The organism is Bacillus cereus group sp. MYBK95-2, assembly GCF_051915225.1.
Taxonomy (GTDB): Bacteria; Bacillota; Bacilli; order Bacillales; family Bacillaceae_G; genus Bacillus_A; species Bacillus_A cereus.
Map to the genome: position 1 here is coordinate 978,133 of NZ_JBQAEH010000001.1, position 14,485 is coordinate 992,617.

Consider the following 14,485-nt stretch of genomic DNA (forward strand, 5'->3'; position numbering starts at 1 on the left):
ATCTTGTCTTTTTCTGTAACTTGTTTCATGTGAAACTATTTTTTCTAAATGGTTGTTTTATGGAATATATAGGTTAAAATGAATACATATTACGAAGAGGGGTAACCAAATTGAATACAAAAAATAAAAAAATAGCTATGGGAACTATTTTACTAACTTCTATTATTGGAGTTATTAGTGTATCTCTTTATTTCACCTATTATGGTACCCCTTGGGGAAAACAAACAGCAATTACGGAATCAAAAGAGTATATTACAAAATATTTTAATCTAGATGCAGAAGTCAAAAACACTTCTTACGATGCTAAAATGAATAGCTATGCAATCGCCTTTGAAACAAATAAAGACGGAGAGTTTACTATCGAATATAAAAGTCCTAATAACTTTAATATTTCTCCAGAAGTACAAGCGTATTTAAGCAAACACTCCAAATTTACAGAGTAGTAACGAAGCATACATATACAAAAAAGGAGTTAGTATAACACCAACTCCTTTTACGTATTCTTATCATACTGCTATATCTTCCTTCTCTATATTTTTAATGCCGTAATACGCAATCACAACTCCAATTGCTGCGAGTGCTAGTTGAAGGGGAAGAAAAGTTGCTGTAGAAAACTCTGGGTTGCCATTCATTGCAATTGTGACAACGATAAGAGATGAAACAATTGTAGTTGGCACGGAGCGTTTACGCATTCCGAAATATAATGGGATTAAACTCATCCCCGCAGTTGCAATGGCTAAAGGAACTAGTTTTATTCCTTCTTGCATCAATTGATCTACTGTAAATGAATTAGGAAGAATTGAAAAATAGCTATCTATACCAAAGAAAACTCCTACTACTAAAATGTTAGATACAATAACTGTTATAAATGTTACTATCGCTGTAATAGCCAACTTACTAGCCATCATTTTCTTCCGATTAATAGGGTAAGAAAACATAAGTAGTATTGTTTTATTTTTATATTCACCAATTATTAGCCTTGCGATTAATACACTACCAAAAACAATAAACGTTGCTCTTACTATTGTGCTAGCCATTAACAATATCGTCTCTGGATTCCTTATTTCTGCATCACCTTCTACTTGAGCAATGATGCTCACAAAGATCATTAATGCCAGTATAACAATATTTGCAATAATTGCTCTCTTCACGTACCAACCAAGCTTAAACTTTTTCAATTCTAGCTTCATTAAATGTAGCATGATAGTGTCCTCCTTCCTCCTAAGATTTAATCAATATAAATGACTCCTGTTTCACTTAAAATCTTCGCTTCATTTTTTGCATCACCAATCGTTCCTACTTTTATTTTTTCTGTATTTTTATCTTTCTTAAGTCCTTTTAAATCCACTATTACGTCAGCCGAATTACTTTTAGCCATAAGCTTCAATGATGCCGGGACACCTTTATACCGTACGCCAATATCCCCTGATTTTGTTTCTATAAATAATGATTTTCCTTCTGTCATATCTTTCAGCAATACTTCCCCAAATGTTGAAGTGATGTTCATATTTGAGTTACTTACATTTGTTATATAGTTATCACCAGTCGTAGACTTTATATTTAATTCTTGTACTGAACTATCTTTTACAACTAACTCTCCACTTTGCGATATGAATTCACCTTTCTCGGCTGATAGTCCTACAATCATTCCATCCCCAGATTTGCCTTTCGTCACGATACTTTTTACTACTATATCTCTTATTTTCACATCACCTGATTTATTATTTAATACAATTTTATCTATTTCTTTCTTCGGAATAGCTATACATATACTATTCTTCTTCCTAAACGTAAAACCATTAAAAAATTTGTTCGCCTCTTGTTTTTGCTTAACCATAATTTTATTTTCATCATTTTCTATTTTGACGGGATCTATCTCTTTATCTGCTTGTTCACCTTGAGCGGAAATTATTATTTTATTAGCGTCTGTACTTTTAAATTCAAGATTCCAGTTTTCATTGTCTACTTCTATTTCTTTTATATTATTTATCTCAAAAGACTTTTCTTTCTTAAAATCTTTCCCCTGAAATATCTTAAAACCAAAAACCGCACTAGCAATTGTAATGAATAATATTGCAATTACTATTATTTTTTTCACTATTCATACCCCAGTTCGTTTTCGTTTTAAGCTTGCTTCACGCCACATCGATCTTGTCGATTTTACGAAACGATAGATAACTAATGAAAATTCCTAATAAACAGAGCACGATTGGGATAGCTATAAAATCAAACATACTTACTTGACCGTTTCCAGGACCATAGTTACCACTAATCAGCAAGCCAATTATTACTGCTGAAGTAATCGTTGTCGGTGTCGATTTCTTTCTCATTCCAAAAAATAAAGGAATTAAACTTATACCAGATATCATAAATGCACTTATAATAGTACCTGGAACGATAGCTATTATTTCACCTATCGTAGCAGGTGTTTCAATCAGTCCCATCATTGGACTCACAAAATATACGAGCAAGCTAATAATGAAAGTCGCGATAATCGTGCTCACAAAACAAAAACAGAAAACAATTGTTAATTTCGCACTCATTAGCATTTTCCTTTGTAGCGGATACATAAATGATAGTTGTATCGTTTTGTTCTTATACTCATCAATTACTAAACGTGATAAAATGACTGAACTAAAAATAATGAATGTTATCCTAATAAAAATATTTACTAAAGCCATGTTCTGTGTGAAGTCAAAGAAGAGCACGTCTCCCTCGGCTTTCATTCCCCATGCCATAAGGCTTACTGCAGCGAAAATTGCTATAATACAAATTGCTACACTTTTAAAGTAACTAGATAATTGATGTTTCTTCCATTCGAGCTTCATTAATTTAAACATATAAACCACGCCTCCATTCTTTATATACCTGTCTCTACGCTGCTAACATTCTAATTCCAGCAGTAACGAAGCTTAACATTCCTATCACTAGTAGGATTAACAACCATTTCCGCTCTGGTTTTCTATAATATAAAATTCCACTTACTAGCATTACGATAAATCCACTTACCAGGTTCAGCCACAGTCCATTAAGCATGAATGCCCTCTCCATCCATTACATTTAAGAAATATTCTTCTAAGGAACTATGTTTCTTATTAATACTTTCAATTTCCACATCGTTCATAATAAGTGCTTTGGAAATGGCTTGCTGTGTCACCGCCACTTCATAAACCCGAATCATGTTTCCACTCATTATTTTGTAGTTTTTTATACCAAGTTTATCTTCTAAAATATAAGCTGCACGCTTCACATCAGGAACAGTAATTTCAATGTACTCTGTTTGTTTTCCGTTAATACTCTTCATTGAAACTTCTTTTATTAGTTTTCCATTTTGAATGACACCAATTGTATCCGCCATTAATTCCATCTCACCTAAAATATGGCTAGAAACTAATAATGTAATGCCATATTCTTTGCAGAGCATTTTAAATAAGTCTCTTAATTCTTTAATACCAATTGGATCTAAACCGTTAATGGGTTCATCTAAAATGAGTAATTCTGGCTTTGTTACGATTGCCCTTGCAATACCGAGTCGTTGTTTCATTCCTAATGAAAAATCTTTTACTTTTTTATTATCTATACCTTGCAGCTTCACTAAATGTAAAGCATGGTCAATTTCATTTTTATCGTAATAGCCCATATATTCACAATGTAATTCTAAGTTTTCTTTCGCCGTTAATTTATCATAAAAGATTGGATATTCAATAATCGTCCCCATTCTCTTTAATACTTCATAAGATGTATCTGTTAACTTCTCACCGAAAATTTCAATCTCACCGCTCGTCGGTTTTATTAAATTTGTAATCATTTTCATAATCGTTGTTTTACCAGCACCGTTTGGTCCTAAAAAACCGTAAATTTCTCCTTTTTTCACATGCATGTTAACACCGGAAATAACTTCTTTCCCTTTAAACACTTTCGTTAACTGATTTGTTTTTAATATATATGTCATGTTACTTTCCCCTTTCGCAATACTCTATATTTCTATAATAGACAACGGAAATCTCTTTTTTCTTACCCGTTTCTTACAAATTCCTTACGCTGAAAAAAAGCTTGTAGAATCTACTGCTCTACAAGCTAAAACTGTATCTTTGTTAATACAATTGTAAAAATTGTTTTTTCATACGGTTTACTAGAAAGATGGATTTTTCCATCCATCGCTTCCACCAGTCTTTTCGTAATCGTTAACCCTAAACCGCTTCCTTGGTACAATCTATTTCTCGAATCTTCAAGTGTGTACATACGCTCAAACACTTTATCAATATGAGATTCATCAATCCCTTTTCCTGTATCCCATACGTCTATATACACATTCGTTTCATCATCTCTTAACGTCATACCCAGTATCTTTCCATCGTCTCCATATGTAATTGCATTTGATATTAAATTGTTCAATACCCTACCTAATACTTCTACATTTCCAAGTGCATATATATTTCTTTCTGGTATATCAATATGAACTTGAAACCCTTTCGCCGTCACTAAATCATAAAAAGATAAAATCTTCTCACGACAAACTTCATTCATATTTACTTTTGTCATCTCGATTGCCTTGTCACCAGATTCTAGTTTTGCTAAATCAAAAAACTTATGAATCAGTTCCATTACTTCTAGTGTTTTCACATGCACCTTTTCAAGTAATATTTGCTGTTCTTCTTTATTCATCGTTTTATCCTTATTTAACATTTCTGTATATCCAAGAATAACTGTTAGTGGCGTCTTTAAATCATGTGAAATATTTGAAAGCATTTTTCTCATCGAAATTTCTACTTTTGCATGATCTGCATTCGTTTTCTGTTTTGCATCTAATAATTGATTAATTGCCACTAATAATTTTTGCAATTCTAGATCATCTGTCATAACGAGTAGCGTCTCGCCCGTTTGTAAATTTACAATATTTTCTAATTTTTCATATGTGTATCGTAAATTTTTACTACTATTTTTTCTCATTTTATATTGTATGTAAATGACACATAACAATATAAAAATAATACTTATTAACAAATTGACCATATTACATCACTTCCAACTTATAGCCGATACCCCATAACGTTTTAATATATTCTGGATTAGATGGATCACTTTCGATTTTCTCACGCAACCTTCTCATATGAACATTAATAACGTTATCGTCACCGTAATACTCTTCGTTCCAAATTAGTGTATATATTTGTGCTTTTGTAAATACACGATTTTGATTTTTTACAAACAATTTTAGAATCTCAAATTCTTTTAAAGTAAGTTTGAGAGGCTTCCCGTTTTTTTCCACAGTAAAATTAATTGGATCAATCGTTAAATCACCAATTTGAATCATCTTTTCTGTTGTTTCTGTAGCCGAATATTTCGTAGATCTTCGAATACCTGCCTTTACACGTGCAGCTAATTCAATCATAGAAAATGGCTTACAAATGTAATCATCTGCTCCAAGTCCTAATCCAACAGCTTTATCAACATCTGTATCTTTTGCCGACATCATTAAAATCGGAACAGCACTTTTTTCTCGAATGATTCGTACAACCTCTAAGCCATCTAGCTTCGGCATCATAATGTCGAGGATAATCAAATCAAATGAACCTTTTAAATATGTGTTCACGCCTTCTTCTCCATCAGACGCAATTGTTACTTGAAAGCCCTCTTTTATCAAATACTTTTCCACCATCTCTTGAATTGAGAGATCATCTTCAACTAATAAAATATGATGTGACATATGTCTATCCCCTTTTTACAAACGTTAACAACTCAATTGTATCGTAACTACTACAGACTTGAAACAAATATATGAATTTTCAAACCAACTTCCCTTCCTTCCTTAACAATGATATGATGAAATTCACTATGATTGTTCATAATTAACTTTATATAAAGGAGACTTATCATGTCAGAAAACAAAAAAGTAAGCTTAGCTGATTTAATGCGTGAACAACTTGCTAAGAAAAAGCAAGGAAATGGAAATGGTCAAAATGCAAAAAATCAAAGCCAAGAAACAAAAAAATTACAAAACCAACAAACAAAGAAAACAAACAACCAACGTAGACGTACAGGTGTGTAAATGAACGGACAAAAACGTTCTAATATCGCGCCCGGTCTTGAAGTTGATATTGTATTAAAACAAGATCAACGAACAGGCAAATTAACACGTGGAATTGTAAAAGATATTTTAACAAACTCCCCTTCCCATCCGCATGGCATTAAAGTGCGATTGCAGGACGGACAAGTCGGTAGAGTACAAAATATCGTTCAATAAGAAAAGGAGCTCAAGTAAACTCGAGCTCCTTTTCTTTATTAACCTTTAATTTTCTCGATGAAAACTACTTTTAAGTAGTCTCCTTCTTTAAATTGATCAATGGTACGGAAATCTTCTGGTAAAGAATGTTCTTCTAATATTTTATATTTGCCATTCATTTCTTTAAAGGCTGTATCGATAAAGCCTTTAAACTTTTTCATATCGAATGCGCTACAATTTGTAGAAGCAACGATAATACCGTTATTTTCTGTAATAGCAATTGTTTCTTTTAATAAATTTTTATAATCTTTTGCTGCACTAAATGTATATTTTTTTGAGCGGGCGAAGCTTGGAGGATCAAGTACGACCATATCAAATTTCATCTTTTTCTTAGCTGCATATTTGAAGTAAAGAAATACATCTTCTACAATAATATCTTGTGCTTCATAATCAACTTCATTTACACTAAACTGCTCAATCGTTTTACTTAAACTACGATTTGCAAGGTCAACACTCGTCGTTTTACTTGCTCCGCCAAGCGCTGCAAATACAGAGAAAGCACCTGTATAAGAGAACATATTTAACACTGTTCTTCCCTTTGCATATTTATCACGAATTTGTTTTCGAACGTTACGTTGATCTAAAAATACACCAACCATTGCCCCATCATTTAAATAAACCGCAAAGTTCACACCGTTCTCTTTTACGATAAGTGGGAACTCGCCGCGCTCTCCTGCTACGAAATCATCACCCTCAATATATTTCCCTTTCGTATCAAAACGCTTTTTCTCATAAATACCTTTAAAGTTTGCTACTTTTTGAAGAGCGGCTATAATCTCATCTCTGAAAGTGTAAATCCCTTCACTATACCAACTTACTACGTAGTAGCCATCATAATAATCGATAATTAGTCCTCCAAGACCATCACCTTCACCATTCACCACACGGAATGCTGTCGTATCACTTGATTTATAAAATTGCTTTCGTTTATGTAGGGCAGATTTGATTTTACTTTCAAAGAAAGATTGATTAATTTGTTCACTCTCTTTTCTCGTTAAAATCCAGCCGTATCCTTTATTTTGCTTTCCATAATAACCTTTTCCGACAAAGTTGTTCTTCTCATCTACTACTTTGATGATTGTTCCTTCTTCACGAACATCATTTAAATTTTGAATCGCATCTTTTAAAATAAGCGGATATCCACTTTTAATTTCTTTTATAAATTTCGGTTTTATTTTTACAGTTACTTCTAATCGCATATAATAACTTCCTTTCCATTTGCATGCTTTCTCTACAGGAAGCATTTGAAAAACAAGACTGAAAAAACAGCCTCGTTTCACTATACCATATTATTGCTTTGCTAGTACAACTAGCTCATTCTCGCACTTAACCGCCACATATTTACTACGTTTTGAAATGAAAATCTCACTGTCCAAAATAATAGAAAAAAACTTATATATTTCACATTTACCATTGACAATGATAATGATTTTCATTATCATTTGATGTATATGAGTTCTTGAAAATATAGCTACATTTATAGGAGGAATAAACATGATCATTGTTACAAATACAGCTAAAATTACAAAGGGAAATGGGCATAAATTAATTGAGCGTTTTAATAAAGTAGGTAAAGTTGAAACGATGCCAGGCTTTTTAGGTCTAGAAGTTCTTTTAACACAAAATACAGTTGATTATGATGAAGTAACAATTAGCACTCGCTGGAATGCAAAAGAAGATTTCCAAGGTTGGACAAAGAGCGCTGCATTTAAAGATGCTCACTCACATCAAGGCGGAATGCCAGAATATATTCTTGATAATAAAATTGCTTACTATGATGTAAAAGTTGTACGTATGCCAATGGCTGCAGCACAGTAAGAACAGTCCTTTTTTAAAGTATAGAATATGAGAAGCGTTATCTATCACTTCTCATATTCTATACTTTTTTCTTTAATTTCTTTTTACTAATTTTGCGTGTACAACTAGCCTTCCAGCCTCTGGATCAAGAGCATAATCACAAGTAGAAAGTGTTACGATTTCATCATTAGCCGTCAATTCCGTATCCGTTTTGTACAGTGATTTTTCTTGAATTTCCTTTAAGAACGATGCATATGCTGCATCATTTCCAAAATCCGTTTCAATGTAATAAAAGTCCGTTGTTGTCGTGTATACTGAAAAAACTTCAACGTCGTATCCTTCAAATAATGTATCGTAATATAATTTACGATGAGACATAAAAAAGTCTTCATCCAACATTTTTTTTAAACTACCAAACATAGAACCATCTTTCATACGATGGCCATATAAAATCGTATTTCGATTTTGAGATTTCACATCATTACGATGGTCCATAAAAATGCTTCCCGCTCTCATATCTTCACCTTTGTAATTACGAAATAAATAGTAATCATTATCTTTTGCTTGAACGATTGGATAATTAATTTGTGTATCATCCATCGTAATCCATCCGACTATCTCTGGATTAATTTTCTGGAGATCCTGAAACTGTTTACGTACCTCTCCATTTTCTGATTTTTCTTCCATTGGACTTCTTTTATAAATATGTTGTGCCTCAGCCATTACTTTACGATTTTCATAATAATCCATGAAAATCCCGCCCAACTCATACATTGAATAGAAAAAGATTCCTAAAAACACAATTGTAAGTATGCGTTGAAAAAAAGAATTCTTTTTCCGTCCTTTCTTACTATTCAAATTATCACCTCAAAACGGATTATGCTCAGCCTTTAGATTCCCATAGGTACCATGTACAATCCGGTATCTTCATCCTGCTTTACAATGACATCTACACCATATATTGCTTTAACCATTTCTTCTGTTATTACATCATTAGGAATACCTTTCGTAATGATTTCTCCATCTTTCATAACGATAATATGGTCGCTATAACGAATGGCTTGATTAATATCATGTAATACCATTACAATCGTTAGTCCATGCACTTCATTTAACTCTTTCACTAACTCTAATATTTCTAACTGATAGTAAATATCTAAATATGTGGTCGGCTCATCTAAGAAGAGCATTGGTGTATTTTGAGCTAATGTCATCGCGATCCAAACTCGCTGCCTCTCTCCACCAGATAAAGCATAAATTGGCTTATCACGCTTACTTTGTAAATTCGTACATACTAGTGCACGCTCAATCGCTTCTCTATCTTCATCTGTTTGCGGAGAGAATATATTTTTATATGGCATACGCCCGAAGCTTATTAGCTTTTCCACTGTAATATCTGCTGGAGCCTCATTTTGTTGATGGACAACTGCTAGCTTTCTAGCAAACTCTTTCGGTTTATATTCACCAATCGCTTTCCCATCAAGTATTACTTCTCCACTGCTAGGAGCGTGGTTTCTAGACATGACACTAAGTAATGTTGATTTCCCACATCCATTCGGTCCAATGATTGTTGTAATTTTCCCAATTTCTATTTCACTACTAACAGACTTTAAACGATTTGTTACGTTATCGTATGAAAAGGTTACATTTTTAATTTCCATGAACTTTATCACTCTTTCTAAGCAAAAATATTAAGAATGGACCACCAATAACCGCCATAATTGTTGCTGCTGGAATTTCGTTAGGTGGCACAATTAACCTTCCAATTGTATCTGCCGTCAAAATTAATAACGCCCCTGCAAGCGCAGAAAATGGAATTAATACTTTATGGTCTGAACCGACTAATTGTCTTGAAATATGCGGAACTAGTAATCCTACAAAAGCAATAACACCTGCAATCGCTGTTGATACTGCCGCTAAGAGTACTGCAATGGCAGAAATAATAAGACGAACTCTCGTCACATGCAAGCCTAAGTTTTTCGCAGTCTTATCTTGTAGCGATAATAAGTTACACCAAGCTCCTACGAACAGAGCAAGAATAAGACCAATCGTTCCATAAGTCACCATTATTTCTACATCGCCCCACGTCTTCATTGTTATGTTAGAAGTCGTCGTTTGCTTAATACTCTTAATAAAATACCCACAAATCGTAACGAATGATTCATTTAATCCAGTAAACATTGCATTAATGGCAATACCAATTAAAATAATGCGAAGCGGGCTTAATCCTGATTTCCATGAAAACGAATAAACGAGATAACATGCAAGCGCACCACCTAAAAAGGCGAATACGGGTGTCCAGAAAAAAAATTGCGGAAACAACGTAATAATAACGAGTGTCATAAAACTTGCTCCTGAAGATATACCGATTACCCCAGCATCGGCGAGTGGATTTTTCATAACAGCTTGAAAAAGCACACCTGAAACAGCGAGAGCCGCTCCAGTGAACAACGCAATAATAATACGCGGGAAACGTAAATCTTTAATGACTTCAACATCTTCATTTCCACCTGTAAATATCCCTTGCACAAGTTCAACAATACCTACTTCTAAACTCCCTTTCATCGCTGACAATGATGTCATAACAATAAGCAATGCAGTAACAATGAGGAAACTCCAAGTTTTTTTATTCATTCTACTCTTCCTTTATATTAAAATGCATCACGGATACATCATTTTTTTCAATTCATCTAACGCTTCAATTGCTGCTAAATTGCCTGTCGTTCCAAATAAACGCTCTTCTAAATCGTAAACACGATTATTTTTAACCGCAGCAAAGTGTTTCCAAATATCATTTGTTTTAAATTCTTTATCAAACATTTTTACAACTTCATCAGGCATACCATGAGCTGCTCGTAAAATAATATCTGGATCAGCTTTCTTTAAATACTCTGTATTAGAAGCTAAATATTCTACTTGTTCACCTTGCACAATATTTTTACCACCTAGTTGTTTCACTAAATCTCCAATATAAGAATGCTCTGTTGCTACTAAATAACTTCCCGGCACACCTAATAAAATAAGCACTGTCGGTTCTTTCTTTCCTTTTACTTCTTTTTGAATGCTAGCAACCTTTTTATCTAATTTAGTTACTACTGCTTCGGCCTGTTTTTCACGCCCATATTTCTTACCTAAATCGCTAATAGAACTTTGCATATTTTTCAAACTCGTTAAATCTAAAAAGTTTGCTTTCATACCCACACCATCAAAAACTGGCTTTAATTCATATTCAAGTGTTGTCACAGATAACACTTCTGAAGGCTTTAATGACTTTACCTTTTCCATATCTGGACTCATTGGATTCCCAACTTCAGGTAAACCTTTATATCGCTTCGGTAAAGTTTTAGAGCTTGTTGGAACGCCAACTAAATCTACTTCTAACGCATCCATAATTTCAGTAACAGCCACTGTTGTTGCAACAACGCGCTCTTTACTCTCACTCTTTACCTGCTTTGCTGTTTCTTTTTTTGGTGATGAGCACCCAGCTATACTCATTAACAAAATGATAGCCATTAGTACACTTGCAATTTTCTTCACTCTCAATCACCACTCCTTTCCATACAATATGAAACAAGTCTTGATGCACGCGAATATGCATCAAGACTCCAAAAATTACAATCTACCTGCTCTATATTTACGAACTAGTAAAGCAAGTGAACCTAGCAGTAACACCATATATAAACCAAGTTGTGCTGTATCTGCAGTTTTTGAGTTTTTCTCTTTTTTCGAATCATTTTTTGTATCTTCTTTTTTCTTCTGACCATCTGCATTTCGGTTAAAATCAGGAGTACCTACTGTTTTTACATTATCTACTTTCGGTGTAGTCACTGGATTTTTCGGTTCATTTTTAAGAGTTCCTAACGCGCCGATATTATTTGTATCAAATTGAATTTGCACATCGTAGAAATGATGGTAGTTCATCTCATCGATGTCTACCTTTACTTTTGCGTTTAATTTTTTAAATAGATCTTCTACTTCAAACTGTACTACTCGCGTATTTACATTTTTATCTTCGCTTACTACTTTCGCATCAGCGAATAGTTCATTGTTTTCCGTTTGGAATTTCGTAATCCACGCACTATTTTTCAGCGTCATCTCAATATATTTTTTACCATCTTTTACGATTAATTTCGCTGAATTTACAACATAGTCATTCATCTTTGAAATCTCATCTGTTTTATCTTTTAATACTTTAAATGTAATATCATATTGGCCATCTACTAAATTTTTCGGATCAACTATTACTTTCGGGTTATTATTTCCACCTTGGTTGTTGTTTCCGTCTTGGTTGTCGTTTCCGCCTTGGTTGTCGTTTCCACCTTGGTTGTCGTTTCCGCCTTGGTTGTCGTTTCCGCCTTGGTTGTCGCTTCCGCCTTGGTTGTCGTTTCCGCCTTGGTTCCCTAAGGCTTTAATACTGTCTTGATCAAATACAAATTGAACATCATAGAAATGGTGATAATTCATTGAATCAATATCTACTTTTACTTTTGCATTTAATTTTTTAGACAAATCGTTTACTTCTACTTCTACTACTCTTGTATTTTGTTCTTTATTTTCACTTAACACTTTTGCATTAACGAAAGAACCATTTTTCTCAAATTCAAATTTCGTAATCCATGTACTATTTGTTAATGTAAACGATACGTATTTCTTACCATCTTTTACTTTTAATACACCTGGGCTTTTTGTGTATGTGTTCATCATTGAGATTTCATCTGTTTGATCTTTTAACACTTTAAAGCCAATTCTGTATTCACCATCTTTAAGAGCTTTTGGATCAATTGTTGTGTTATTATCTTGGTTATCATTTCCACCTTGGTTGTTGTTTCCACCTTGGTTGTTGTTTTCACCTTGGTTGTTGTTTTCACCTTGGTTGTTGTTTTCACCTTGGTTGTTGTTTCCACCTTGGTTATCTAACGACTTAATGCTACCTTTATCAAATGCAAATTGAATATCGTAAAAATGGTGATAATTCATTGAATCGATATCTACTTTTACTTTTGCATTTAACTTTTTCGATAAATCTGGTACTTCTACTTCCACTACGCGTGTATCAGTTTTTTTATCTTCACTTATTACATTTGCATCAACAAACGAACTATTTTTCTCAAATTCAAATTTTGTAATCCAAGAACTGTTCGTTAACGTAAATGATACATACTTCTTACCATCTTTTACTTTTAGCACACCTGGACTTTTTGTATATGTGTTCATCATTGAAATTTCGTCTGTTTGATCTTTTAATGCCTTAAAATTGATGCTGTATTCACCATCTTTAATTGTTTCAGCATCTGGTTTTTTATTTTCATCTGGTTTTTCTACTTCTGGTTTTTCTGCTTCCGGTTTTTCTACTTCTGGTTTTTCTGCTTCCGGTTTTTCTACTTCTGGTTTTTCTGCTTCCGGTTTTTCTACTTCTGGTTGTTTCTCTTCATTTTTAATTTGTTCAAGTTTATCTTGTTCAAATAAAAGTTGTACATCATGCATTTGCTTATAATTTCTTGATGCCATTTCGATAAATACTTTTGTATTTAGTTTTTTAGATAAATCGTTTACTTCAAACTCTACTACTCTTGTATCTTTTTCCTTATCCTCACTCACTACTTTTGCATCAACAAATGCGCCATCTTTTTCCGTTTGGAAATTTTTAATTAATGAGCTACTTTTTAGTGTTACAATTGCTTTTTTCTTACCGTTTTCTACTTTTAATACTCCTGGATTTACCATGTAACTATTCATCTTAGATTCTTCATCTGTTTGATCTTTTAACACTTTAAATGGAATGCTGTACGCACCATCTGTAATTGTGTTAGAATTTGGTTGTTGATCTGGGTCAGGCTTTTGGTCGGGCTTCTGACCTGGATCGGTAGTTTCATTTGGATCTGGCTTATTAGCTGGGTCCTCTTTTTCATTTGGTTTTTCTACATGAATTGGTGTAATGCTATTTTGATCAAATGCAATACGAACGTCGTACTCATGATGATAATTTAAAAAATCAATATCTACTTTTACTTTTGCATTTAATACCTTCTCTACATCTTCTACATCAAATTCTACTACTCTTGTATCTTTTTCTTTATCTTCACTAATTACATTTGTCGCAACTAGCTTACCTGCTTTTTCTGTTTCAAATTTCGTAATCCATGAACTATTTGTTAATGTAAAGGATACTTTCTTTTTCCCATCCTTCACTTTTAAAGTTCCCGGACTTACTGAATATTGATTCATCATCGATTCTTCATCTGATGTATCTTTTAAAACTTTGAAGCCAATTGAATATTCACCGTCAGCCAACTTGGTAGCTGCTTGAACTGCAAGTGGTTGTAATGTTGATACGAATGTAAATATCATTAAAAACATAGCAACAATAATTTTTGTATACCTGTTCAATGGAACGACTCTCCCTTT

The 14,485-nt window shown here is 33.3% G+C and carries 17 protein-coding genes; 4 read left to right on the plus strand and 13 right to left on the minus strand.

Going from position 1 to position 14,485, the window contains the following annotated elements; genetic code table 11:
- Window positions 1–110 precede the first annotated feature (110 nt).
- Window positions 111–443 (plus strand): YfjL-like protein, encoded by a 333-nt coding sequence (locus ACTFN4_RS05055; protein WP_001093296.1) that lies wholly within the window; start codon window positions 111–113, stop codon window positions 441–443.
- Window positions 444–506: 63 nt separating this feature from the next.
- On the opposite strand, the gene ACTFN4_RS05060 is transcribed toward ACTFN4_RS05055, so the two are convergent.
- The 7 genes from ACTFN4_RS05060 to ACTFN4_RS05090 all read right to left on the minus strand — a co-directional run bounded on the left by ACTFN4_RS05060 (window position 507) and on the right by ACTFN4_RS05090 (window position 5,707).
- Entirely contained in the window at window positions 507–1,202 is a 696-nt protein-coding gene (locus ACTFN4_RS05060) for an ABC transporter permease (protein WP_000902926.1), read from the minus strand.
- Window positions 1,203–1,228: 26 nt separating this feature from the next.
- Window positions 1,229–2,098: a DUF4097 family beta strand repeat-containing protein gene (locus ACTFN4_RS05065; protein ID WP_000720988.1), complete on the minus strand. Its 870-nt coding sequence runs from the start codon at window positions 2,096–2,098 to the stop codon at window positions 1,229–1,231.
- Between the two features lie 37 nt (window positions 2,099–2,135).
- Window positions 2,136–2,840: an ABC transporter permease gene (locus tag ACTFN4_RS05070; protein WP_000475549.1), complete on the minus strand. Its 705-nt coding sequence runs from the start codon at window positions 2,838–2,840 to the stop codon at window positions 2,136–2,138.
- A 34-nt stretch (window positions 2,841–2,874) separates the two neighbouring features.
- Window positions 2,875–3,036: a hypothetical protein gene (locus tag ACTFN4_RS05075; protein WP_000931817.1), complete on the minus strand. Its 162-nt coding sequence runs from the start codon at window positions 3,034–3,036 to the stop codon at window positions 2,875–2,877.
- A complete protein-coding gene (locus ACTFN4_RS05080; RefSeq protein WP_000221069.1) occupies window positions 3,029–3,952 on the minus strand; it encodes an ABC transporter ATP-binding protein in 924 nt (307 codons plus the stop codon). The genes ACTFN4_RS05075 and ACTFN4_RS05080 overlap by 8 nt, the downstream gene beginning before the upstream one ends.
- Window positions 3,953–4,077: 125 nt before the next feature.
- On the minus strand, window positions 4,078–5,013 hold the full coding sequence (locus ACTFN4_RS05085) for a HAMP domain-containing histidine kinase (RefSeq protein ID WP_000247684.1): 936 nt from the start codon (window positions 5,011–5,013) through the stop codon (window positions 4,078–4,080).
- 1 nt (window position 5,014) lies between these two features.
- Window positions 5,015–5,707, minus strand: a complete 693-nt coding sequence (locus ACTFN4_RS05090; protein WP_000018056.1) for a response regulator transcription factor — start codon at window positions 5,705–5,707, stop codon at window positions 5,015–5,017.
- A gap of 168 nt (window positions 5,708–5,875) precedes the next feature.
- On the opposite strand from ACTFN4_RS05090, the gene ACTFN4_RS05095 reads away from it, so the two are divergent.
- Together ACTFN4_RS05095 and ACTFN4_RS05100 are read left to right on the plus strand one after the other, a co-directional pair.
- Window positions 5,876–6,049, plus strand: a complete 174-nt coding sequence (locus tag ACTFN4_RS05095) for a hypothetical protein (RefSeq protein WP_001293578.1) — start codon at window positions 5,876–5,878, stop codon at window positions 6,047–6,049.
- Window positions 6,050–6,244: a YwbE family protein gene (locus ACTFN4_RS05100; protein WP_001014310.1), complete on the plus strand. Its 195-nt coding sequence runs from the start codon at window positions 6,050–6,052 to the stop codon at window positions 6,242–6,244. It begins immediately after the preceding gene.
- Between the two features lie 38 nt (window positions 6,245–6,282).
- On the opposite strand, the gene ACTFN4_RS05105 is transcribed toward ACTFN4_RS05100, so the two are convergent.
- A complete protein-coding gene (locus ACTFN4_RS05105) occupies window positions 6,283–7,482 on the minus strand; it encodes a class I SAM-dependent rRNA methyltransferase (protein WP_001235507.1) in 1,200 nt (399 codons plus the stop codon).
- Window positions 7,483–7,777: 295 nt separating this feature from the next.
- Here ACTFN4_RS05105 and isdG point away from each other — a divergent pair, with 295 nt between their 5' ends.
- The gene (gene isdG, locus ACTFN4_RS05110) at window positions 7,778–8,101 is read left to right on the plus strand and encodes a heme oxygenase (RefSeq protein ID WP_000587818.1); all 324 of its coding nucleotides are present in this window, start codon (window positions 7,778–7,780) and stop codon (window positions 8,099–8,101) included.
- 72 nt (window positions 8,102–8,173) lie between these two features.
- On the opposite strand, the gene srtB is transcribed toward isdG, so the two are convergent.
- The 5 genes from srtB to ACTFN4_RS05135 form a co-directional block, all read right to left on the minus strand.
- Window positions 8,174–8,938 carry a class B sortase gene (gene srtB / locus ACTFN4_RS05115; protein WP_001086126.1) on the minus strand — a complete coding sequence of 255 codons (765 nt, stop codon included), beginning with the start codon at window positions 8,936–8,938 and terminating at the stop codon, window positions 8,174–8,176.
- A 32-nt stretch (window positions 8,939–8,970) separates the two neighbouring features.
- Window positions 8,971–9,741 (minus strand): ABC transporter ATP-binding protein, encoded by a 771-nt coding sequence (locus tag ACTFN4_RS05120; protein ID WP_000403758.1) that lies wholly within the window; start codon window positions 9,739–9,741, stop codon window positions 8,971–8,973.
- The gene (locus ACTFN4_RS05125) at window positions 9,731–10,714 is read right to left on the minus strand and encodes a FecCD family ABC transporter permease (protein ID WP_001036848.1); all 984 of its coding nucleotides are present in this window, start codon (window positions 10,712–10,714) and stop codon (window positions 9,731–9,733) included. The genes ACTFN4_RS05120 and ACTFN4_RS05125 overlap by 11 nt, the downstream gene beginning before the upstream one ends.
- Window positions 10,715–10,741: 27 nt before the next feature.
- Window positions 10,742–11,623, minus strand: a complete 882-nt coding sequence (gene isdE / locus ACTFN4_RS05130; RefSeq protein ID WP_002182955.1) for a heme ABC transporter substrate-binding protein IsdE — start codon at window positions 11,621–11,623, stop codon at window positions 10,742–10,744.
- A 69-nt stretch (window positions 11,624–11,692) separates the two neighbouring features.
- Complete coding sequence (locus ACTFN4_RS05135; RefSeq protein WP_439962109.1) at window positions 11,693–14,467, minus strand: NEAT domain-containing protein; 2,775 nt, start codon at window positions 14,465–14,467, stop codon at window positions 11,693–11,695.
- Between the last annotated feature and the right edge of the window lie 18 nt (window positions 14,468–14,485).

Bases quoted from the DNA above. Each gene is read 5' to 3' on its own strand.
- ACTFN4_RS05060 (WP_000902926.1), bottom strand. From the start codon at position 1,202: ATGCTACATTTAATGAAGCTAGAATTGAAAAAGTTTAAGCTTGGTTGG.
- ACTFN4_RS05070 (WP_000475549.1), bottom strand. From the start codon at position 2,840: ATGTTTAAATTAATGAAGCTCGAATGGAAGAAACATCAATTATCTAGT.
- ACTFN4_RS05075 (WP_000931817.1), bottom strand. From the start codon at position 3,036: ATGCTTAATGGACTGTGGCTGAACCTGGTAAGTGGATTTATCGTAATG.
- ACTFN4_RS05080 (WP_000221069.1), bottom strand. From the start codon at position 3,952: ATGACATATATATTAAAAACAAATCAGTTAACGAAAGTGTTTAAAGGG.
- ACTFN4_RS05085 (WP_000247684.1), bottom strand. From the start codon at position 5,013: ATGGTCAATTTGTTAATAAGTATTATTTTTATATTGTTATGTGTCATT.
- ACTFN4_RS05090 (WP_000018056.1), bottom strand. From the start codon at position 5,707: ATGTCACATCATATTTTATTAGTTGAAGATGATCTCTCAATTCAAGAG.
- ACTFN4_RS05095 (WP_001293578.1), top strand. From the start codon at position 5,876: ATGTCAGAAAACAAAAAAGTAAGCTTAGCTGATTTAATGCGTGAACAA.
- ACTFN4_RS05100 (WP_001014310.1), top strand. From the start codon at position 6,050: ATGAACGGACAAAAACGTTCTAATATCGCGCCCGGTCTTGAAGTTGAT.
- ACTFN4_RS05105 (WP_001235507.1), bottom strand. From the start codon at position 7,482: ATGCGATTAGAAGTAACTGTAAAAATAAAACCGAAATTTATAAAAGAA.
- isdG (WP_000587818.1), top strand. From the start codon at position 7,778: ATGATCATTGTTACAAATACAGCTAAAATTACAAAGGGAAATGGGCAT.
- ACTFN4_RS05120 (WP_000403758.1), bottom strand. From the start codon at position 9,741: ATGGAAATTAAAAATGTAACCTTTTCATACGATAACGTAACAAATCGT.
- ACTFN4_RS05125 (WP_001036848.1), bottom strand. From the start codon at position 10,714: ATGAATAAAAAAACTTGGAGTTTCCTCATTGTTACTGCATTGCTTATT.